The organism is Segatella copri (assembly GCF_009495355.1).
Taxonomy (GTDB): Bacteria; Bacteroidota; Bacteroidia; order Bacteroidales; family Bacteroidaceae; genus Prevotella.
Genome location: NZ_VZAD01000057.1, coordinates 57,546 through 78,906, shown reverse-complemented (window position 1 = coordinate 78,906; position 21,361 = coordinate 57,546). Strand labels below are relative to the sequence as shown.

Annotated in this window: 16 protein-coding genes; 3 read left to right on the top strand and 13 right to left on the bottom strand. The window is 47.5% G+C overall.

Translation table 11 applies throughout. The features are described 5' to 3' along the window. Positions 1 to 75 precede the first annotated feature (75 nt). From carB to F7D20_RS06820, 8 genes are all read right to left on the bottom strand, one after another. A complete protein-coding gene (gene carB / locus F7D20_RS06855; RefSeq protein WP_158463389.1) occupies positions 76 to 3,309 on the bottom strand; it encodes a carbamoyl-phosphate synthase (glutamine-hydrolyzing) large subunit in 3,234 nt (1,077 codons plus the stop codon). An 11-nt stretch (positions 3,310 to 3,320) separates the two neighbouring features. Beyond that, positions 3,321 to 4,397 carry a glutamine-hydrolyzing carbamoyl-phosphate synthase small subunit gene (gene carA / locus F7D20_RS06850; RefSeq protein ID WP_158463388.1) on the bottom strand — a complete coding sequence of 359 codons (1,077 nt, stop codon included), beginning with the start codon at positions 4,395 to 4,397 and terminating at the stop codon, positions 3,321 to 3,323. Positions 4,398 to 4,465: 68 nt separating this feature from the next. Further along, complete coding sequence (locus F7D20_RS06845) at positions 4,466 to 6,349, bottom strand: amidophosphoribosyltransferase (protein WP_158463387.1); 1,884 nt, start codon at positions 6,347 to 6,349, stop codon at positions 4,466 to 4,468. Between the two features lie 209 nt (positions 6,350 to 6,558). After that, positions 6,559 to 8,463, bottom strand: a complete 1,905-nt coding sequence (gene glmS, locus F7D20_RS06840; protein WP_158463386.1) for a glutamine--fructose-6-phosphate transaminase (isomerizing) — start codon at positions 8,461 to 8,463, stop codon at positions 6,559 to 6,561. A gap of 37 nt (positions 8,464 to 8,500) precedes the next feature. Further along, positions 8,501 to 9,286: a polysaccharide biosynthesis/export family protein gene (locus F7D20_RS06835; protein ID WP_158463385.1), complete on the bottom strand. Its 786-nt coding sequence runs from the start codon at positions 9,284 to 9,286 to the stop codon at positions 8,501 to 8,503. A gap of 188 nt (positions 9,287 to 9,474) precedes the next feature. Then, positions 9,475 to 10,929 carry a pyruvate kinase gene (gene pyk, locus F7D20_RS06830; RefSeq protein ID WP_158463384.1) on the bottom strand — a complete coding sequence of 485 codons (1,455 nt, stop codon included), beginning with the start codon at positions 10,927 to 10,929 and terminating at the stop codon, positions 9,475 to 9,477. Positions 10,930 to 11,004: 75 nt separating this feature from the next. Beyond that, positions 11,005 to 11,586, bottom strand: coding sequence for a LemA family protein (locus F7D20_RS06825; RefSeq protein WP_158463383.1), 582 nt, complete (start codon positions 11,584 to 11,586; stop codon positions 11,005 to 11,007). Positions 11,587 to 11,799: 213 nt separating this feature from the next. Next, a complete protein-coding gene (locus tag F7D20_RS06820) occupies positions 11,800 to 12,624 on the bottom strand; it encodes a TPM domain-containing protein (protein WP_158463382.1) in 825 nt (274 codons plus the stop codon). A gap of 170 nt (positions 12,625 to 12,794) precedes the next feature. Here F7D20_RS06820 and F7D20_RS06815 point away from each other — a divergent pair, with 170 nt between their 5' ends. Then, positions 12,795 to 13,073 carry an HU family DNA-binding protein gene (locus tag F7D20_RS06815; RefSeq protein WP_022251837.1) on the top strand — a complete coding sequence of 93 codons (279 nt, stop codon included), beginning with the start codon at positions 12,795 to 12,797 and terminating at the stop codon, positions 13,071 to 13,073. A gap of 297 nt (positions 13,074 to 13,370) precedes the next feature. Continuing rightward, the gene (locus F7D20_RS06810; RefSeq protein WP_158463381.1) at positions 13,371 to 14,942 is read left to right on the top strand and encodes an Rne/Rng family ribonuclease; all 1,572 of its coding nucleotides are present in this window, start codon (positions 13,371 to 13,373) and stop codon (positions 14,940 to 14,942) included. 136 nt (positions 14,943 to 15,078) lie between these two features. Here the strand turns inward: F7D20_RS06810 and F7D20_RS06805 are convergent, their stop codons facing one another. Both F7D20_RS06805 and F7D20_RS06800 read right to left on the bottom strand, forming a co-directional pair. Continuing rightward, on the bottom strand, positions 15,079 to 16,053 hold the full coding sequence (locus F7D20_RS06805) for a TerC family protein (RefSeq protein WP_158463380.1): 975 nt from the start codon (positions 16,051 to 16,053) through the stop codon (positions 15,079 to 15,081). Between the two features lie 92 nt (positions 16,054 to 16,145). Next, positions 16,146 to 16,628, bottom strand: coding sequence for a low molecular weight protein-tyrosine-phosphatase (locus F7D20_RS06800; protein WP_158463379.1), 483 nt, complete (start codon positions 16,626 to 16,628; stop codon positions 16,146 to 16,148). A 189-nt stretch (positions 16,629 to 16,817) separates the two neighbouring features. Here F7D20_RS06800 and F7D20_RS06795 point away from each other — a divergent pair, with 189 nt between their 5' ends. Next, entirely contained in the window at positions 16,818 to 18,482 is a 1,665-nt protein-coding gene (locus tag F7D20_RS06795; protein ID WP_158463378.1) for a formate--tetrahydrofolate ligase, read from the top strand. 30 nt (positions 18,483 to 18,512) lie between these two features. On the opposite strand, the gene F7D20_RS06790 is transcribed toward F7D20_RS06795, so the two are convergent. The 3 genes from F7D20_RS06790 to nqrE all read right to left on the bottom strand — a co-directional run bounded on the left by F7D20_RS06790 (position 18,513) and on the right by nqrE (position 21,360). Further along, positions 18,513 to 19,148 carry an epoxyqueuosine reductase QueH gene (locus F7D20_RS06790; RefSeq protein WP_158463377.1) on the bottom strand — a complete coding sequence of 212 codons (636 nt, stop codon included), beginning with the start codon at positions 19,146 to 19,148 and terminating at the stop codon, positions 18,513 to 18,515. 295 nt (positions 19,149 to 19,443) lie between these two features. Further along, positions 19,444 to 20,718 carry an NADH:ubiquinone reductase (Na(+)-transporting) subunit F gene (nqrF, locus tag F7D20_RS06785; RefSeq protein WP_022251843.1) on the bottom strand — a complete coding sequence of 425 codons (1,275 nt, stop codon included), beginning with the start codon at positions 20,716 to 20,718 and terminating at the stop codon, positions 19,444 to 19,446. 18 nt (positions 20,719 to 20,736) lie between these two features. Further along, positions 20,737 to 21,360, bottom strand: coding sequence for an NADH:ubiquinone reductase (Na(+)-transporting) subunit E (gene nqrE / locus F7D20_RS06780; protein WP_022251844.1), 624 nt, complete (start codon positions 21,358 to 21,360; stop codon positions 20,737 to 20,739). Between the last annotated feature and the right edge of the window lies 1 nt (position 21,361).

The window sequence follows — 21,361 nt, the reverse complement described above, 5'->3', positions numbered from 1 at the left end:
TCCTACAGCAGGGATTTTTCTATTGGGAATCATCAAGAATGACTTAACTGTCAATTCTTAACTACTAACTATCAACTATTTATACTCGCCCCAAGCCTTGATGTCGATATCCTCGAGCTTGGTGGTGCAGAATGCATAGATGAATGCACTCGCCAGACGGCTGTTGGTAATCAATGGCACGTTCAGGTCGATGGCGGCACGGCGAATCTTGTAACCATTGGAAAGTTCGCTGCTGGTCAAGTTCTTCGGAATATTCACCACCATATCGATCTCGTGGTTGTGGAGCATCTCCAAAGCCTTTGGTGCACCGCCCTCAGCCTCCTCTGATGGCCAGAGTACACGGGTGTTCTCAATGCCATTCTCGGTGAGGAACTTGCTGGTACCACCCGTAGCATAGAGCTTATAGCCGTGGTCGATGAGCATGTGGGCTGCATCGAGCATATCAACTTTCTGCTTGGCTGAACCGGTAGACAGAAGGATGTTCTTGGCAGGAATGCGATGACCCACTGAGAGCATACTCTTCAGAAGGGCTGTAGATGTATCGTCGCCCAAGCAACCTACCTCACCCGTACTGCTCATGTCCACACCCAATACTGGGTCGGCCTTCTGAAGGCGGTTGAAGCTGAACTGGCTGGCCTTGATACCCACATAGTCGAGGTCGAAGAGGTTCTTGTGAGGCTTCTCTACTGGCAAACCGAGCATCACGCGGGTAGCCAACTCGATGAGGTTGATCTTCAACACCTTGCTTACGAATGGGAACGAACGGCTGGCACGAAGGTTACACTCGATAACGAGAATATCATTGTCGCGAGCCATAAACTGAATGTTGAAAGGTCCGTTGATATGAAGTTCCTTGGCAATCTGACGGCCTACTCGCTTCACACGGCGAACAGTCTCCACATACAACTTCTGAGGAGGGAACTGGATGGTAGCATCGCCTGAGTGAACACCGGCGAACTCGATGTGCTCGGAAATGGCATAAGCTATCACCTCGCCATTCTTAGCCACGGCATCCATCTCAATCTCCTTGGCATGCTCAATAAACTTGCTGACTACCACAGGATGATCCTCGCTTACGTTGGCAGCCAACTGAAGGAATCGCTTCAGCTCGTCCTCGTTGGAGCAAACATTCATCGCTGCACCAGAGAGCACGTAGCTTGGACGTACCAGTACAGGGAAACCAACACGCTCGATAAACTTGTCGATATCCTCCATAGAGGTCAAGGCGCTCCACTCAGGCTGGTTGATGCCGTTGTTGGTCAGCATCTGAGAGAACTTGGCACGGTCCTCAGCGTTATCAATGTCCTTGGCAGCAGTACCCAGGATAGGCACATTCTGAGCGTCAAGACGCATTGCGAGGTTGTTTGGTATCTGGCCACCCGTTGATACGATAACACCATGAGGCTGCTCCATCTCGATGATATCCATGACACGCTCGAAGGTGAGCTCGTCGAAGTAAAGACGGTCGCACATATCGTAGTCGGTAGATACGGTCTCAGGGTTGTAGTTGATCATCACTGAGCGCCAGCCCTCCTTGCGGATGGTATTCAATGCCTGGACACCACACCAGTCGAACTCTACGGAAGAACCGATGCGGTAAGCACCTGAACCGAGCACGATGATGGAACGATGGTCGTTCTCGAAGGTGATGTCGCTCTTCACACCTGCGTAGGTGACATAAAGGTAGTTGGTCTGAGCTGGATACTCTGCAGCCAGGGTGTCTATCTGCTTCACTACAGGAAGGATGCCATAGTTCTTACGAAGGCTGCGGACGGTAAGACCGGCCTTAGCCATGTTGCCCAACTCCTGTTCAAGACCCACGGCACGCGCAATCTGGAAATCGGTAAATCCATATACCTTGGCAGTACGCAGGAGTTCCTTGTCCAGAGTATTGATGTTGCACTTCTTCATCGCCTCGTCGATATCGATGATGTGCTTCAGTTTCTCGAGGAACCACTTGTCAATCTTGGTGAGTTCATGAATCTGGTCAACAGTATATCCCTTGTGCATGGCCTTGGAAATCACGAACACACGCTTATCTGTTGGCTCCTTCAGGGCTGCATCGATATCATCAATCTCAAGCTCCTTGTTCTCTACGAAGCCGTGCATGCCCTGACCTATCATACGAAGACCCTTCTGAATGGCCTCCTCGAAGTTGCGGCCGATGGCCATTACTTCGCCTACAGACTTCATCGATGAACCCAGCTCCTTGTCTACGCCACGGAACTTGGACAAATCCCAACGAGGAATCTTACATACCACGTAGTCCAACGCTGGCTCAAAGAAGGCAGAAGTAGTCTTGGTTACAGAGTTCTTCAACTCGAACAGACCGTAACCCATACCGAGCTTGGCTGCCACGAAAGCCAAAGGATAACCCGTAGCCTTGGAAGCCAAGGCAGAAGAACGGCTCAGGCGGGCATTCACCTCAATGACGCGATAGTCCTCGCTCTTAGGGTCGAAGGCATACTGCACGTTACACTCGCCCACGATTCCGATGTGACGGATAATCTTGATGGCAAGGGCACGAAGCTTATGATACTCCGAATTGCTCAAGGTCTGAGAAGGAGCAATGACGATACTCTCGCCGGTATGGATTCCCAGTGGGTCGAAGTTCTCCATGTTGCAGACGGTAATACAGTTGTCGTAGCGGTCGCGAACCACCTCGTACTCTATCTCCTTCCATCCCTTTAAACTCTTCTCTACCAATACCTGTGGAGAGAAAGAGAAAGCTTTCTCGGCGAGTTTGTTCAGTTCCTCCTCGTTGTCGGCAAAGCCAGAACCAAGTCCACCCAAGGCATAGGCAGCACGGATGATGACTGGATAACCCAACTCGGCAGCAGCCTTGCGGGTCTGCTCGATGTTCTCGCAAGCCTCGCTCTTGATGGTCTTCACGTTGATTTCATCAAGCTTCTCGACGAAGAGCTCGCGGTCCTCGGTATCCATGATGGCCTGTACAGGAGTACCCAGCACCTTGACGTTATATTTCTCCAAGATACCCTGACGATAAAGTTCGACACCACAGTTGAGGGCAGTCTGACCACCGAAACTAAGGAGGATTCCGTCTGGCTTCTCCTTCTGGATGACACGCTCTACGAAGTAGGGCTGCACAGGCAGGAAGTAAATCTGGTCGGCAACGCCTTCCGAAGTCTGTACGGTTGCAATATTCGGGTTGATGAGCACAGTCTCGATACCTTCCTCGCGCAATGCCTTCAATGCCTGCGAACCAGAGTAGTCGAACTCGCCTGCCTCACCTATCTTCAAGGCTCCTGAACCCAAGAGGAGCACTTTCTTTATATTTTCGTCTTTCATTTTTTTCCTAATTATTTAAGTGTTTCTACAAACTTATCAAACATGAACTCTGTATCCACAGGGCCTGAGCAAGCCTCTGGGTGGAACTGGCTTGAGAACCAAGGGTTCACCTTGTGGCGGATACCCTCGTTAGAGCCATCATTCATATTTACAAAGAGTTCCTCCCAATCGTTGCCCAATGTCTTGGCATCAACGGCATAACCGTGGTTCTGAGAGGTGATGTAGCAGTTGTTGGTTCCTACCATGCGTACTGGCTGGTTGTGTGAGCGGTGACCATACTTCAACTTGTAGATAGTAGCACCGGCTGCCTTGGAAAGCAACTGATTACCCATACAGATACCACAGATAGGCTTGCGGCTCTGGCTGATCTGCTTGCGGATGATATTGACAGCATCCTCGCACATATCAGGGTCGCCAGGTCCGTTGGCCAAGAACAAACCATCAAAGTCCATATCGGTATAATCGTAGTTCCATGGCACGCGAATCACCTCTACACCTCTGTTGATGAGACAACGGATGATGTTGGCCTTCACGCCACAGTCGACGAGTACCACCTTCTTGCCGGCTCCCTCGTTGTAGCGGATAATCTCCTTGCAGCTCACCTGGTCTACAAAGTTTACACCCTCATAGTTAGCCTCAGGGATGTTGTCGGGCTCATCGTCGAAAATGATCTTACCCATCATCACACCATGCTCACGAAGCACCTTAGTCAACTGACGTGTGTCGATACCCGTAATGCCGGGCACCTTCTCGCGCTTCAACCAGTCGGCAAGGCTTTCCACTGCATTCCAGTGGCTGTACTGCTCGCTGTAATCGCTCACAATGATGGCAGAAGCATAAATCTTGTCACTCTCCATGAAGGTTGGCAAACCGTTTTTCTCGAAAGTGAATGGTGGCACACCATAGTTGCCTACAAGTGGGTAAGTAAGTGTCATCAACTGACCGGCATAAGAAGGGTCGGTCAAGCTCTCGGGATAGCCCATCATGGCTGTGTTGAACACAACCTCGCCTGCTACGGGGGCATCATATCCGAAAGATTTGCCATGGAATTGGGTTCCATCGCTCAAAACTAAGGTTACATTTTTCATATCTGATATTCTTTTTCTTTATTTCATACTCATAAGAACAAATGAATTCTCCTCTCTTTGTTCTTCACTTATTTATGATAAACATTCTCAATGTAGTTCACGAAAGACTGGTTGCAAAGCTTGGTGCCGCCGGGAGTGGGATAATGGCCTGTAAAGTACCAGTCGCCCTTGTGGTTGGGTATGGCCTCGTGCAGTCCCTCAATGCTCTGGAACACAAGTTGGATAGGAGTCGTCATGCCCTCTGGTCTTAGCATCTCTACTATCTTCTCGTTCAACTCCTCGGTGGTGAATGGCTTGTAGATGGCACGCACAGGATTGATCTGCTCTTCCTTTGGCTTCAGCAACTCGGCCTTACAAGCCTCGTAGGTCTGTTCGATGATGTCGCTCATCTTGCGTTCTTTCAGCAACTGGATGGCAGCACGGAACACACAGAACTCTTCCAGTCGGGCCATATCGATGCCGTAATAGTCGGGATAGCGTATCTGTGGAGCACTCGACACAACGACAATCTTCTTAGGATGCAGACGGTCGAGGATGCGGAGAATACTCTCCTTCAAGGTAGTTCCTCGAACGATGCTGTCGTCGATGATGACCAGGTTGTCCACCTTAGGTTCGATGCTTCCGTAGGTTACATCGTACACGTGGCTCGCCAGGTCGTTACGGCTGTTGCCCTCTGTTATGAAGGTACGAAGTTTGATATCTTTCCAGGCTATCTTCTCAGAGCGAACAAAGTCGCCAAGGATTTCGTAGAGTTCTTCTTTCGAAGGAACATGGTCGAGATTGGCTATCTGCTCTATCTTGGTTTCGTTGAGATATTTCTTGAAACCGCTCAACATGCCATAGTAAGCCACTTCGGCAGTATTCGGGATGTAGCTGAACACGGTGTGGTCCACATCATAATCGACGGCCTTCAGAATAGGCTGGGTCAACTGCTCGCCCAACTGCTTGCGCTCCTGATAAATATCCTTGTCGGAACCGCGACTGAAGTAGATGCGCTCGAACGAGCAGGCTGAATCTCCCTTCTGATCCATGATGCGCTCGATGGTGCATTCGCCGTTCTTCTTGACAAGAAGCGCCATACCTGGCATGAGTTCCTGCACTTCCTCTGCCTCCAGGTCGAAGGTGGTCTGCAACACAGGGCGCTCGCTTGCCACAACTACAATCTCGTCGTTCTTATAGTAAAAAGCAGGACGGATGCCCCAGGGATCGCGCATAGAGAACATCTCGCCCGAACCGGTAATACCACAGACTACATAGCCACCGTCGAAGTCTTTCATCGTTGTCTTGAGCACGTTGCTCATCTTCACGTGGTCTTCTATATAGTTGGTGATGTCGGTATTCTGCATCTCCATCGCCTTGGCAGCAATGAAGTTGCGCTCCACCTCACGATCCAGACGATGGCCCATGAGTTCGAGCATGATGTAGGTATCGCTGTAGATGCGTGGGCTCTGGCCCTGACGTGTAAGCTCCTGGAATATCTCATCCACATTGGTCATGTTGAAGTTGCCACAAAGACAGAGGTTCTTAGCCTTCCAGTTGTTGCGGCGCAGGAAAGGGTGCACATACTGTATGCCGCTCTTTCCCGTGGTGCTATAGCGCAAGTGGCCCATATAGAGCTCGCCAGCAAAGGGGAGCTCTTCCTTGGCATACTGTGCATCGGCAAGCTGTTCGGGTGTCAGATCCTTGAAGTTGGCATTAGCCTTGCCGAAAATCTCTGTAACGGCATTCTTGCCCTCTGCCCTTTCACGGAACATGTATTCATGTCCGGGCTTTCCACCCAATTTGACACAGGCCATACCAGCTCCTTCCTGGCCACGGTTGTGCTGCTTCTCCATCATCAGATAGAGCTTGTTGAGTGCGTACATCCATGTGCCGTACTTCTGCTGGTAATACGATAAAGGCTTGAGCAATCTGATCATTGCCACGCCACATTCATGTTTTAATGGTTCCATCTCGCTTATTATCCTTGATATCTTATAGTTAAATTTATTTCGTTGATAGTCTTCCTCCTTCTATCTTCACTCATCGTTCTTCCTCCCCTCATTCGTTAGTCCTCCTTCATTCGTTGTTCATTCCTCCTTCATTAGTCATTATTCATTTGCAACGTCCTCCCTCTATAAAAAAAGGGAAACGTCAATAAATGACGATTCCCTTAATTATATCATTCGACTGTAACTGACTTAGCTAAGTTTCTTGGCTGATCAACATCCTTACCCTTGCAAACGGCAACATGATACGCCAAGAGCTGAAGAGGGATAGTAGCCAATAATGGCTCTAAGCACTCCAAAGTCTCAGGCAGTTCGATGACTTCATCGGCAATCTTGGAAATGGTTTCGTCGCCCTTGCTGACAATAGCAATGACACGTCCATTACGAGCCTTTACCTCCTGAATGTTGGAGAGTACCTTCTCGTACATGAAGTTGTGTGTAGCAATAACTACTACTGGCATATCGCTGTCGATAAGAGCGATAGGACCATGCTTCATTTCTGCAGCAGGATAACCTTCTGCATGGATATAGCTGATTTCCTTCAACTTCAAGGCTCCTTCCAAAGCCACAGGATACTGGAAGCCACGACCCAGATAGATAAAGTTGCGCGCATAGGTGAATGTGCGGCTGAGGTCGGCTATCTTGTTGTTCAACTTCAGCACCTCCTTCATCTTCTCTGGGATGTTCCAAAGTTGTTCTGTAATGTTCTGGTACTCGTCGGCGCTGATGGTTCCCTTCTCATTGCCAATGGCCAATGCAAGAAGGGTAAGTACAGTCACCTGACCGGTGAAGGCCTTGGTTGAAGCCACACCGATTTCAGGACCTACGTGAATGTAAGTTCCTGTATCTGTCTCGCGGGCAATGCTGGAGCCGATAGAGTTACAGATGCCATAGATGAAAGCTCCCTTCTCCTTGGCCAACTTGATGGCAGCCAAGGTATCGGCAGTCTCGCCACTCTGAGAAATAGCTATCACCACATCGTCACTGGTCACCACAGGGTTGCGGTAACGGAATTCGGAAGCATACTCTACCTCTACTGGCACACGACAATAGTTCTCTATCATCTGCTTGCCTATCAAACCTGCATGCCATGAGGTTCCACAAGCTACGATGATAAAGCGCTTGGCATTGAGCAGCTGCTGACGATGGTCGGTAATAGAGCTGAGCACTACGCCCATCTCTGTCTCTTTCTTGGTTGTGGCTTCGTCGCCATCGGTCATCACGCGGGTTTCTACCGTACGGTTTACCACACGGCCACGCATACAGTTGCGCAGACACTCTGGCTGCTCGAAGATTTCCTTCAGCATGAAGTGTGGGAATCCACCCTTCTCTATCTGCCCCAAGTCCATGTCGACAGTCTGAATCTCTGGATTCAGCTTCACGTTCTGAATATTGGTAACCTGAAGTTCCTCGCCCAGACGCATGATGGCGATGTTGCCATCTTCCAAATAAACCACCTTGTCGGTATATTCTATAATAGGTGTGGCGTCTGAACCGAGATAGAACTCACCTTCCTTGCCAATACCTACAACGAGGGGACTTTGCTTGCGTGCGGCAATAATCTGGTTGGGTTCATTCTTGTCGAGCAAGGCTATGGCATAAGCACCGATAACCTGGCGAAGAGCCACCTGTACTGCTGTCAGCAGGTCGAGCTTCTTTGTAATCTGTATATATTCTATAAGCTGTACCAACACCTCAGTATCGGTATCGCTCTTAAACTCAACTCCCTTTGCTATCAGGTTTTTCTTGATGGCGGCATAATTCTCAATAATGCCGTTGTGGATGATGGCAAGATTCTTTGAGGAAGAATAGTGAGGGTGAGCATTAACTGATGATGGCTCACCGTGGGTAGCCCAACGGGTATGGGCAATGCCTACCGAACCACTCACGTCCTTGTCGGCACAGTAAGCTTCCAGGTCGGCAACTTTTCCCTTTGCCTTATATACATTAAGTGATCCGTCCTCGCTGATAAGAGCTACACCAGCCGAGTCGTAACCACGATATTCCAATCGTTTGAGTCCCTTGATAAGGGCTGGATAAGCCTGTCCCTTACCCAAATATCCTACGATACCACACATATTTTAATATAATTGAAATTCATAATTAAGTTTGTCCTTACTTACACAAACTGACAGTAAGTGTAGCCAAAGATAAAATTGAGGAAACCAATCCTATCCAGAATGTAACAGAGTTGCTCAGGCCTGCGGTACCTTTCTTGGCTCCATTAGGTTCTACATATACGATGTCGTTCTGCTGCAAATAGAAATAAGGAGAATTGATGATGTTGGCATCTGTCATATCCAATCGGTGCGCTTCCTTTTTGCCAGTAGCATCCTCGCGGATAAGCAGAATATTCTTGCGTTTACCCTGCAAGCCTAAGTCGCCGCTTTGTGCCAACGCCTCTATAATACTCATCTTCTCGTTTGGTACTGTAACGACACCCGGGCTTCCCACTTCGCCTGTTACAACGACGCGGAAACTCGCCATACGTACAGTTACCGTCGGAACTTCACCATCCTTGAAATATGGCTGGATTTTAGATTTCACCAAATTCTCGCATTCTCTTCCAGTCAAGCCCACTACATGAATCTTGCCGACAACAGGAAAATCTATGAAGCCTTCATTGTCAACCAAGTAATATTGAAGATTCTGGTTTTGTGAAGAAGACATCATAGACTTAGAATATAGATTGAATGGCTCTGCCAAATCCTCGTTAACCGCTTTTACGATAATCGACAATTGGTCTTTTGGCATAATTTTAGCATCATACAACATTCTCGATGCGCTCAAATTGAGAGAATCTATATTCTGAAAATAAGCCACTTGCTTAGCACTTTGACAACCGCTAAGTGCCAAAATCATAGTAGAAGCTACTACTACAACTAATAACAGTTTTTTCATTATCGGCAATTTGTTTATAGTTTTGCGTGCAAAAGTACGTCATTTTTCTTAAATGTACAAATGTTTAGTCAACAAATTGTAAAAAACGACGCATTTTTGCACGACATTTTTACTTATCCAAGCTCCACTGAGGAAAGATGCGAAAGCTTTGATGGCTTAAAATTTCCTCATCAAAGACGAAAGTTGAGCTATTTATCCTCTATTCCGTTGGAAGGAAGGTTGAAACTGTAACTGTTGTCGAAGATCTTTCTCACCTTATTAATCTCAACAAAGGTTGTTCCGCCACCTTCACCGAAGCTACCGCTCAGGTAAGCGATTTTATCCTCAGCCTCCAAGTAACCCTTCTGGCGAAGCATACGTACAGCGGCTGTAAACATGGCCTTGGTTGAAATCTGTTCCTTCTGCACGATTGGGATAACACCATAACTCAGGTTGAGCCAGCGCTGAAGTTTCTCCTTATAGCAGATGGCCAGCACTGGGTTGGGTCCACGGAATGCTGCCAGATCGCGGGCTGTCTGACCCGTCTCGCCATCGGTAATGATTCCCTTAACACCCAACTTCTGGGTGGCCTCGATGGCTGCATGGGCCAGGAAGAGTTTCTGGTCAATATCGCCCTCCTCCATTGGGTCAATATCGTTAACGGGCGATTTGTCCTTCTCAGCCTGTTCTGCAATACGTGCCATGGTCTGTACAGCCTCGAGTGGATATTTTCCGCTGGCTGTCTCGCCACTAAGCATCAAGGCATCGGTACGATAGAAGATGGCATTGGCAATATCTGTCACCTCGGCACGAGTAGGACGAGGGTTGTGAATCATCGTATGAAGCATCTGTGTCGCCACGATAACAGGCTTCTTGGCCTTGATGCACTTGTCGATGATGCGACGCTGAATACCAGGAATTTTCTCAATAGGCACCTCAATACCCAAATCACCACGGGCAATCATGATACCATAAGAAGCCTCGATAATCTCGTCGATGTTATCGACACCTTCCTGATTCTCTATCTTCGAGATGATCTTGATGTCGCTATGATGCTCGTCCAGAATGTCCTGAACGGCCTTCACATCGGCAGCACTACGCACAAATGAATGGGCGATGAAGTCGATGTCAAGTTCGATGGCCAAGAGAATATTCCTGCGGTCCTTCTCGGTAAGCGCAGGAAGATCGATGTGCTCGCCAGGAACATTGACACTCTTGTGAGCACCCAGAGTTCCTTCGTTCTGCACCTGAGCCACCAGCATGGGACCGGTATTCTCGATCACCTTCATATCCAACTCGCCATCGTCGAAGAGCAGGTCGTCGCCTACCTTCACGTCATCGGTAATATTGGGATAGCTGAGATTGACAATATCATGAGAAGACTCCATCTCTGGACGGCCGAAAATCTTCACCACATCACCTATATTATAATGTATAGGCTCCTTGACTCCTGTGGTACGAACTTCAGGGCCCTTGGTGTCTATCAGAATTCCGATATGGGGAGATACAGCTCTTACATTATTGACAATGGTGCGGATTCCTTCTTCTGAGGCATGAGCGGTGTTCATACGAACCACATTCATGCCCGCAAAAAACAACTTACGGATAAAGTCCTGATCGCAGTGGCGGTCGCTGATGGATGCAACAATCTTGGTCTGTTTCATATCTTTTTTACCTTAATTTCTAAAAACTCTGCAAAGTTACAAAGAATTTTTGAAAAACAAAGCATTATGTGCTGATTAAATATCCAAGTCTGGTGCTTTTTCACTACCGGCAGCAGCCTCGAACTTCGGCATGGTGTCAAAACCGAACAAACCGGCGATAATGGCATTGGGCATGCGACGCACCTTCACGTTGTATGACTGCACTGCCTCATTGTACTTGCGACGGGCCTCGCTGATACGGTTCTCAGTGCCTTCCTCCTGTATCTGGAGCGACTTGAAATTCTCGCTTGCCTTGAGCTCAGGATATCTTTCTGCCACCAACATGAGCTTGGAGAAAGCGTTGGTCAACTCGCCCTGAGCAGCTGTAAACTGCTTCAGGTTAGCCTCGGTCAGATTATTAGCGTCAAGCTTCACCTGTCCCACGGCAGCACGGGCCTTTGTCACCTGCTCGAAGGTTTCGCGCTCATGCTTGGCATAAGCCTTCACTATCTTCGCCAGCTGAGGCATCATGTCGGCACGACGCTGATACTGAGTCTGTACATTGGCAAGCTCGGTGGTAACTTCCTCCTGAGAACTTACCATACCATTGTAACCACTAAACAACCAAAGCACTAATACTACAATTACTGCTACAATAATCCAACCTGTTTTCTTCATAATTTTCTATTCTATTTTAATAACTGTTTATCTAAATTCAAATTGCGTAAAATGGAATGCATAAAAGACGCAGTTTGCCCTTAATAGACGACCGAGCCTGCCCTTAATAGACGACCGAGCCTGCCCTTAATAGACGACCAAGCCTGTTCTTAATAGACGACCGAGCCTGCTCTTAATAGACGACCCGCCAAGTTCTTCCCAAGCATCCCAGACTTACCATCCTCCACCGGCTCCTCCTCCGCCAAAGGAACCTCCGCCAAAGGAGCCTCCAGAGAAGCCGCCACCCGAAGAGCCTCCGCCTCCTCCGAAAAAGAAAGGCGGGAAAAAGTCGTCATCATGTCGGCGGAATGAGCGCTTATTCTTATTTCGCTGACTCGTGTCGGGCTTAATGACTCCAAATACTTCCAGCAAATAACGTACCAACATATACACAGGAATACCGAAGAAGACAGCAAGCAGAATCACGACAAGAACCCAGTCGTCCTCGCCTATCGTACCGTCATCAATATCCGAAATTCCCGTCTTGCCGCTCTTCACCTTATTATATATAGCACGGCTCGTAGCTACTACAGCCTCGGCAGGCATATTCTTTTTCATGTTGGGAACAATACAAGCCCTGGCGATATCATCACAGTCGACATCCGTCAACTCCCCCTCAAGTCCCATACCGGGAGCAATGAAGTACTTATGGTCTTCGACAGCCACAACCACCACCAAACCACGACGTGTCTTCTTGTCTCCCACACCGTAGACGTTGCCCAGATCTTGAGCCACACGGAAGGCATCGCCATTTTCCACTTTGCCCACAATGACAAATACATTCTGTACCCTGCACTCCTTGTTGAGCTTATCCAAGTAGAAATTGGCAGAATCAAGCGCCTGTTTGTCTATATAATGATCAGGGTCAGACACATACTGCGTCGAGTTCTGCAGGTATGGTACAGGTATATTCTTTGCGTTCCATACCTTCGAAGCCTCAGCAAAAGAGACCGACAGGCACAGACATAGAGTCAATATATAATATCTCAGTTTTTCCATTTTTGCTATTTTCGGTACAAAAATACGCAATAAAAACCTTATACGCAAATACTTAGGGCATTATTTTTTCAAAAAAAGTGCTAACAATTTTGTTATATCGCAAAAAACTTGTATCTTTGCACACCGAATTCAAGATAAAACATCGTAAAAACAGAAAAAACAATAGGAAAATGACAAAAGCAGATATCGTCAACGAGGTGTCTTTGGCCACTGGAATGCCAAAGAAAGAAGTAGGTATTGTGGTAGAAGCGTTCATGGACGCAGTTAAGGAGAGCCTTCTCAAGAAGAAGGAGAATGTATACCTTCGTGGCTTCGGCAGCTTTAACATCAAGCGCAGAGCAGCTAAGACAGCCCGCAACATTTCCAAGAACACTACTATCACCATCCCAGCTCACGACCTGCCTTGCTTCAAGCCAGCCAAGAGCTTCGTTGAAGAGATGAAGGGCTAATCTACGCCCACACAAATCAAAAGACACAGCAAGTCGAAAGACCAGCAAGTCGAAAGAATACAAAGGAAACAACATTATATAATAACAATATTTTAAAATTTTAAAATCATGCCAAACGGAAAGAAAAAGAAGGGCCACAAGATGGCTACTCACAAGCGTAAAAAGAGATTACGTAAGAATAGACATAAGAGCAAGTAAATCCTTGCTCTCAGTCTTTTCTGGCTGAGGGGGCATGTCAGCTTAAAAAAGTTTGACATGCCCTTTTTTATTCACTTACATTTTAAGAATTTGAAGACTATGACAAGCGAAGTTGTAATTGATGTCCAACAGAAGGATATTTCAATAGCGCTCATGGAGGACAAACAGCTGGTGGAATACCAGAACGAACCCCGTGAGGCTTCATTCTCTGTGGGCAACATCTACATAGCAAAAGTAAAGAAACTGATGCCAGGTCTTAACGCATGCTTTGTGGATGTAGGTTATGAGCGCGACGCCTTTCTTCATTATCTTGATTTAGGAAGTCATTTTAATTCTTACCAGAAGTACCTTAAACAAGTACAGAGCGACAGAAAGAAACTTTTCCCATTCTCTAAAGCCAGCAAGCAGCCCGACCTCGAAAAGGACGGAAGCATCCAGAACATTCTGAAGACTGGACAGGAAGTGCTGGTGCAAATCGTAAAAGAACCCATTTCAACCAAGGGACCAAGACTGACAGGCGAAATCTCTTTTGCCGGACGTTACTTGGTACTCATGCCATTCGGTGACAAAGTTTCTGTTTCGTCAAAGATTAAGAGCGGTGAGGAACGTACCCGACTCAAGCAGCTCATCCACAGCATCAAGCCCAAAAACTGCGGAGTAATCGTCCGCACGGTGGCTGAAGGCAAGAGGGTGGCTGAACTTGATGCCGAATTGAAAGTCTTGGTGAAGCGATGGGAGGACGCCATCGCCAAGGTACAGAAAACTCAAAAGAGACCACAGCTCGTCTTCGAGGAAACCGGCAGAGCTGTTGCCCTGCTTCGCGACTTGTTCAATCCTTCTTACGAAAACATCTTTGTCAACGACGAGGATGTGATGAAGGAGGTGAAGCATTACGTTTCACTCATTGCCCCCGACAAGGCAAACATCGTGAAGCTCTATACCGGAAAGGTACCTATCTTCGACAACTTCAACATTACAAAGCAGATCAAGTCGGGCTTCGGACGTGTAGTCAACTATAAGCACGGAGCTTATCTTATTATTGAGCACACCGAGGCGCTGCATGTAGTGGATGTCAACAGCGGCAACCGCACCAGGGAAAAAGGTCAGGAGGCTAATGCCCTTGATGTAAACCTGGGTGCAGCCGACGAACTGGCAAGACAGTTGAGGTTGCGAGACATGGGAGGCATCATTGTTGTTGATTTCATCGACATGAATCTGGCAGAAGACCGACAGATGCTCTACGAGCGTATGTGCAAGAACATGCAGAAGGATCGTGCCAAGCACAACATCCTGCCTCTGAGCAAGTTCGGACTGATGCAGATTACACGCCAGCGTGTAAGACCTGCCATGGATGTGAATGTAGAGGAAACCTGCCCTACCTGTTTCGGTACTGGCAAGGTGAAGTCGAGCATTCTGTTTACCGATCAACTGGAAAGAAAAATCGACCAACTGGTCAACAAGATTGGCGTCAAGAAGTTCACGCTGTATGTCAATCCTTATGTTGCCGCATTCATCAACAAGGGTTTCGTTTCCCTTCGCCTGAAGTGGCAATTCAAGTATGGATTCGGAATCAAAGTCGTTCCTTCTCAGAAACTGGCTTTCCTTCAGTACGAATTCTACGACAAGGACAACCAATTCCTCGACATGCAAGAAGAACAGGAGACGAAGTAAAGAAAACAAAAATCGCTGCTTTCAACGTTGAAAGCAGCGATTTTTGTTTAATCATAGAGCGATTCAAATTTAATTCTGTTCTGTTGGCTGTGTTTAATTGCCCCAACTTTCGCAGACTTATTTTGTATCAGCCGCACTATTTCTTTTTTGGAGGAATAACCAGCGAAGCTCCTATACTTATCACGATAACTGCCAGGATGATGAGCAGTGAGGCCACAGCATCAATCTCAAAGTATTCGTGAACGAGCAGCTTCAAACCGATAAACAGCAATAGGAAACAAACACCCGTCTTCAGATATCTGAACCTGTCGGCCACAGCTGCCAAGAGGAAGAACATGGCTCGCAAACCAAGAATGGCAAAGATGTTGGAGAAGAATACTACATAAGGATCGAGCGACACAGAGAACACAGCAGGAATACTGTCGAAAGCGAAAATCAAATCGCTGAACTCTATCACCAACACGGTGATTACCAAAGGCTTTAAGTGGAAATACTTAGAGCAGAACTTTACCACAGGATGATTGGCAGTATCGACATGAGCCTCCTTGTTGCGGTCGAGATACATCTTGATTCCGCTATACATAAGCAACACACCGAAGACCAACAACACCCAGTCAAAACGGCTGATAATGGCAGCTCCTAAGAAGATGAAGACAAAGCGAAGCACAATAGCGCCCATGATGCCCCAGTTGAGCACATGCTGATATTGTTTCTTGTCGACACCAAATGCAGTGAAGATCATCATCATCACAAACAGGTTGTCTACCGACAACGTCTTTTCTATCAGATAACCAGAGATATAGGCAATGGTCATGTACTTGCGATACTGATGCAGACTACCCTCAAAGTCATCCGGGTTCAACTGAAGATGAGAAGCATAACGCGTAGCTACAGCCTGAAGATCGTTGAAATCGTGAATTCCGTGTACCATGTCGCCATGAAACCACAGGAATACCGAGAAACCCAATGCCAGGATGATCCAAACCCCAGTCCAGATTCCTGCCTCCTTGATAGACACCACATGTGCCTTACGGTCGATAGCAAGCATGTCTACCAACAGTATGGCTACAATGAAGACGATGAATCCGCCTAAAAACAATAATTCTTGCATTTTTACCTTACTATGTGTTTATTACATTATTCATTGAAATCGCGAAAGTTTTGAATTTATAAAACTCGCGAAAGTTGAGTTATTTATATGTTTTACCTTGTTATGATTTCTTCTATCAGTCCCTCAATAGCATCCTCTAAAAGAGTGATGACAAGTTCAAAATCAGAGTCATCACCATAATATGGATCAGGAACAGTGGTATAATCGCGATGCTGACGCAGGTAACTTGCCATACAAACCACCTTTTCACGTTCTTCATCCGAAGAGGCCATTCGCGTGATGGCACGATAATTATCATTATCCATTACCACTATGTAGTCGAACTTGGCAAAGTCGGATTTATCAAACTGTCGGGCATGACTGTCGAAACAATAGCCATGAGCGGCACCACAACGGCGCATACGACTGTCGGGCAACTGCCCTACGTGCCAAGGACCAATGGCAGCAGAATCAATATAGAACTGACTGGCCAGTCCTTTCTCCTCCACCTTGGCTTTCATGATGCCTTCGGCAGCAGGCGAACGGCAAATATTACCCAAACAAATAAACAATACGGTATGATTACTCGATTTCATGTTAATACAGCTAATTTTCTGCAAAGATACAATTAATTTCAGAAACAAAAGAAGTCAAATCAGAGATTTATGTTTATTTTTCATACTTTTATATCCTTCTTTCAACCTTTATTGAATTATTTCACGAACATCTTGATTTTATATCAATTATTTTGAGTACCTTTGCAGCAACAAAAACATATTATTCTTATGCTGACAGATATAGAAATAGCCAAATCGGTAAAACTACGTCCCATCAACGACATAGCTGACGAATTGGGAATCAACGAGAACCTGGTTGAGAACTACGGCCGATACATAGCCAAGATTTCTACCAACATTATTGACAAGAAAAAGTTTAAGAATCATCATCTTATCCTCGTTACAGCTATCAGTCCTACGAAGGCTGGCAACGGTAAGACTACCGTGTCTGTAGGCTTGGCATTAGGAATGCACAAGATTGGCAAGAAAGCTGTATTGGCACTTCGTGAGCCATCCTTAGGACCTTGCTTCGGCATGAAGGGTGGAGCTGCAGGTGGCGGCTATGCTCAGGTATTGCCAATGGACAAGATCAACCTTCACTTTACTGGCGACTTCCATGCCATCACAGCAGCCAACAACATGATAGCAGCCCTGTTGGACAACTATCGTTTCCAGCACGAGGCAGAAGGTTTCAAACTGAAGAAAATACTTTGGCGCCGTGTCATGGACATCAACGACCGTGGCTTGAGACAGATTATCACGGGCTTAGGCGAAAAGAACGGCATAGAGACTCAGACAGGTTTCGACATCACCCCAGCCTCTGAGATCATGGCGATTATGTGCTTTGCGACAAGTTTGGACGACCTTCGCCGTCGCATAGACAATATTCTGCTCGGCATTACCGAGGACGACAAACCTTTCAGAGTGAAAGACATGGGCGTAGGCGGAAGTATTGTCGCCTTGCTGCTCGATGCCTTGAGTCCTAACCTGGTACAGACCACCGAGGGAACTCCGGCCTTTGTCCACTGTGGACCTTTCGCCAATATTGCTCATGGCTGCAACTCGGTAATGGCTACAGCTGCGGCACTCGAATATGGTGACTATGCGATTACTGAGGCAGGATTCGGTGCCGACTTAGGTGCGGAGAAGTTCTTCAATATCAAATGCCGTAAAGCAGGTCTACAACCAGCGCTTACCGTAGTGGTTGTAACCTTGCAAGCTCTCAAAATGCATGGCGGTGTGGCTCTCGAAGACATCAAGAAGCCTAACATCCAGGGAATGGAGAATGGATACTGGAACCTCGACAAGCACGTGCGCAACATGCAAAGCTTCGGTCAGACTGTAGTGATTGCATTCAATAAGTTTGCTACGGATACAGATGAAGAGATAGAGGTACTTCGCAAGCATTGCGAGGAGATGGGCTGCGGTTTTGCCGTAAACAGCGCCTTTGCAGAAGGCGGCAAGGGAGCCATGAAACTGGCAGAGCTGGTAGTGAAGACCATCGACGAGCGTCCTTCAGCCCCATTGCAGTTGACCTACAACGACGATGAGCCTGTCCTGCAAAAGATAGAGGACGTGGCATTCCGTCTGTATGGCGCAGGCAGCGTGACACTAAGCAAATCAGCCCAGGCCATGATCGAAGAAATAAAGAAACTGGGTGTAGGACACTTCCCAATCTGCATTGCCAAGACTCAGTACAGTTTCTCTACCGACGCCAAGGCTTATGGACCTACCGAGGGCTTCGAGCTTCACGTGAGAGACATTACCCTGAACATGGGAGCCGAGATGATAGTAGTCATTGCAGGTCCTATCATGCGTATGCCCGGACTCCCCAAGTCACCACAAGCCGAACGCATCGACGTGGTGAGTGGCGAGATTACCGGCTTGTCATAAACAGCTTTTCATGAGTGGCTGTCAGAAGAATCACTTGTCTCGATTCCGCATCGCTTCCGAAGCGGCAAGACTGAACTCACAGCCACAATACAACTGATTATAGAACTCATTGAGGCGCAGCAGCTCGCTGCGCCTTAATTGTAAACCGCCCTTTCGCCAGTTCTGGCTCCACCATTCCACATCGGGACAGTCGCTCACAGCCACCATTCCCGCTGTATCTATCTGTCGGATGTTCTTCCAGCGCGAGGAAGCCAGCGTGGTGGTAAGCCACTTGAAGCCATGCGCCTGCGCATAGCGGGCAGCATGATGCAACCGATACTGGAAACACACCGAACAGCGCGAGCCTCTTTCCGGCTCATTCTCCAGTCCGGCGATTGCCTTTTTCCAGTCAGCATGGTCGTACTCGTCTTCCACGTAGGGCACGTCTTGCTGTTGCAGAAAGCGAATGAGTTCCTGCTTGCGAATATCAAACTCCTGTTGCGGATAGATATTTGAATTGGAAAAATACACAGTGGGACGAATACCATTGCGCAACATACACTCCACGATGGCTGCCGAACAAGGAGCACAGCAAGCATGCAACAGTACCGAATGCTCGTTGGCTGAAGCGCCGTCGGGCAAGGATATCTTCAAAAACTTATATTGTTCTTCTGGTTGTATCTTCATCTTATTTTATTGTTTACGATTATTTTTAAAGACAAAAGCCATTTGGCTAAAAGAAAGATGGAGTACAGTCTCACGACACCCTCCATCAATTTTTATATGCGAAAACTACAGCAAAGGTACTATTTTTTGATGAATAATCGCACTTGCAGTAGTTAAAGAATTTAAAGACAGAGAAGAAGTGGAAAATAAGGAAGTAAGAGCTTGGCAGTCAACTCTACTCTACAAAACGCAACAAAGCCGCTGAATGTCAGCGGCTTTGTCATTTTTATTACCTATAGACTCATGCTTGTCTGCATTATCCGAAGTTATCATACATGATACTTTCCTGGTCTACGCCGAGGCTGTCGAGATAATCAGTAACAGTTTTGATCAGCATTGGAGGTCCACAGAGATAGTACTCGCAATCCTCAGGAGCCTCGTGATCCTTCAAGTAGGTATCGCGGATGCAGTTGACAGCAAATCCCTCGTAGTACTTCACGCCCTGAGCATCTGCCACTGGGTCCTTGCGGTCGAGTGAGAGATGGAAGTGGAAGTTGGGGAATTCCTTCTCAAGCTCCCAGAAGTCCTCGAGGAAGAATGCCTCACCCAATGCACGGGCTCCGTAGAAGAAGTGGAGCTCACGGTCGGTAGTGTGCAATGTCTTGGTCATGTGCATAATCTGCGCACGCAATGGAGCCATACCGGCACCACCACCAATCCAGATCATCTCCTTGCCTGAAGTGAAGTTAGGATGGAAGTCGCCATAAGGACCACTCATCATTACCTTGTCGCCTGGCTTCAGCGAGAAGATGTAAGATGAAGCAATACCTGTTGGTACATTCTGGAATCCTACCTGTGGACGTGGCAGGAATGGTGTTGTGGCGATACGAACAGTCAAGGTGATGATGTCACCCTCGTCAGGATAGTTCGCCATAGAGTAAGCACGAACGGTAGGCTCTGGATTGTGAGCCTTCAGAGAGAAGATGTTGAACTTCTTCCATGCTCCGATGTACTCCTCGCCGATGAGATCCTTGTCGAAGTCCTTGTCGTAATCGATGCAGTCGTATGCAGGAATCTTGATCTGAGCATAAGAACCCGGAACGAAGTCCATGTGCTCGCCTGGAGGCAGAGCCACCTTGAACTCCTTGATAAATGATGAAACGTTCTTGTTGGAGATAACCTCGCACTCCCACTCTTTCACGCCCATCACACTCTCAGGCACCTTGATCTTCAGGTCGCCCTTCACCTTGCACTGACATCCCAGACGCCAGTGGTCCTTAATCTGCTTGCGGGTGAAGTGAGGCTTCTCCGAGTCGAGAATCTCGCCACCGCCCTCAAGCACCTGAACCTTGCACTGGCCACAGCTTGCCTTACCACCACAGGCAGAAGGCAGGAAGATGCCGTTCTCATTCAGCGTAGTCATCAAACTGCTGCCCTGAGGCACGTTGATGGTCTTGTCGCCATTGATTTCAATATTCACATTTCCGCTTGGGCTGAGGTATTTCTTTGCCACAAGCAAAATGATTACCAGCAGGAGAATCACTACAAGGAAAACTCCTATACTGGCCAATATAAATGATGTATTACCCATATCTAAAGTCCTCCTTTTTTAGATTTTCAAACCTGAAAAGCAAAGCATAGCCATTGCCATGAGGCCAACTGTGATAAATGTAATGCCGAGTCCCTGCAGAGGCTTTGGCACGTCGCAATACTGCATCTTCTCGCGGATAGCTCCCATCAGAACGATGGCGAGTGTCCAGCCGAGACCGGAACCTACTGCATATACGATGCTGTCCCATACCGATGTGATAGCCTGAGTATTGGCAGGATCCATCAGGATGCGCTGCTGCATGAAGAGCGATGCACCCATGATGGCACAGTTAACGGCTATCAAAGGCAGGAAGATACCCAAGGCTGCATAGAGCGATGGTGAGAACTTCTCTACCACCATCTCGACCAACTGCACTATACCGGCGATGACGGCGATGAAGAGGATGAAGCTCAGATAAGTGAGATCCACACCCAGAATTCCGTCAGCGCTGAGCACCTTGGTCTGCAAAAGATAATCTACAGGCACGGTGATGAGCAACACGAAGGTTACTGCAAGACCCAAGCCCAAAGAGGTCTTCACATTCTTGGAAACTGCCAGATAAGAGCACATACCCAAGAAGTAGGCGAAGATCATGTTGTCGACGAAAATCGAACGGAAAAACAAACTAATAGCGTGCTCCATC

What these genes read in the sequence shown, in the direction of transcription:
- carB (WP_158463389.1), bottom strand. Translation starts at nt 3,309, where the DNA reads ATGAAAGACGAAAATATAAAGAAAGTGCTCCTCTTGGGTTCAGGAGCC.
- carA (WP_158463388.1), bottom strand. Translation starts at nt 4,397, where the DNA reads ATGAAAAATGTAACCTTAGTTTTGAGCGATGGAACCCAATTCCATGGC.
- F7D20_RS06845 (WP_158463387.1), bottom strand. Translation starts at nt 6,349, where the DNA reads ATGGAACCATTAAAACATGAATGTGGCGTGGCAATGATCAGATTGCTC.
- glmS (WP_158463386.1), bottom strand. Translation starts at nt 8,463, where the DNA reads ATGTGTGGTATCGTAGGATATTTGGGTAAGGGACAGGCTTATCCAGCC.
- F7D20_RS06835 (WP_158463385.1), bottom strand. Translation starts at nt 9,286, where the DNA reads ATGAAAAAACTGTTATTAGTTGTAGTAGTAGCTTCTACTATGATTTTG.
- pyk (WP_158463384.1), bottom strand. Translation starts at nt 10,929, where the DNA reads ATGAAACAGACCAAGATTGTTGCATCCATCAGCGACCGCCACTGCGAT.
- F7D20_RS06825 (WP_158463383.1), bottom strand. Translation starts at nt 11,586, where the DNA reads ATGAAGAAAACAGGTTGGATTATTGTAGCAGTAATTGTAGTATTAGTG.
- F7D20_RS06820 (WP_158463382.1), bottom strand. Translation starts at nt 12,624, where the DNA reads ATGGAAAAACTGAGATATTATATATTGACTCTATGTCTGTGCCTGTCG.
- F7D20_RS06815 (WP_022251837.1), top strand. Translation starts at nt 12,795, where the DNA reads ATGACAAAAGCAGATATCGTCAACGAGGTGTCTTTGGCCACTGGAATG.
- F7D20_RS06810 (WP_158463381.1), top strand. Translation starts at nt 13,371, where the DNA reads ATGACAAGCGAAGTTGTAATTGATGTCCAACAGAAGGATATTTCAATA.
- F7D20_RS06805 (WP_158463380.1), bottom strand. Translation starts at nt 16,053, where the DNA reads ATGCAAGAATTATTGTTTTTAGGCGGATTCATCGTCTTCATTGTAGCC.
- F7D20_RS06800 (WP_158463379.1), bottom strand. Translation starts at nt 16,628, where the DNA reads ATGAAATCGAGTAATCATACCGTATTGTTTATTTGTTTGGGTAATATT.
- F7D20_RS06795 (WP_158463378.1), top strand. Translation starts at nt 16,818, where the DNA reads ATGCTGACAGATATAGAAATAGCCAAATCGGTAAAACTACGTCCCATC.
- F7D20_RS06790 (WP_158463377.1), bottom strand. Translation starts at nt 19,148, where the DNA reads ATGAAGATACAACCAGAAGAACAATATAAGTTTTTGAAGATATCCTTG.
- nqrF (WP_022251843.1), bottom strand. Translation starts at nt 20,718, where the DNA reads ATGGGTAATACATCATTTATATTGGCCAGTATAGGAGTTTTCCTTGTA.
- nqrE (WP_022251844.1), bottom strand. Translation starts at nt 21,360, where the DNA reads ATGGAGCACGCTATTAGTTTGTTTTTCCGTTCGATTTTCGTCGACAAC.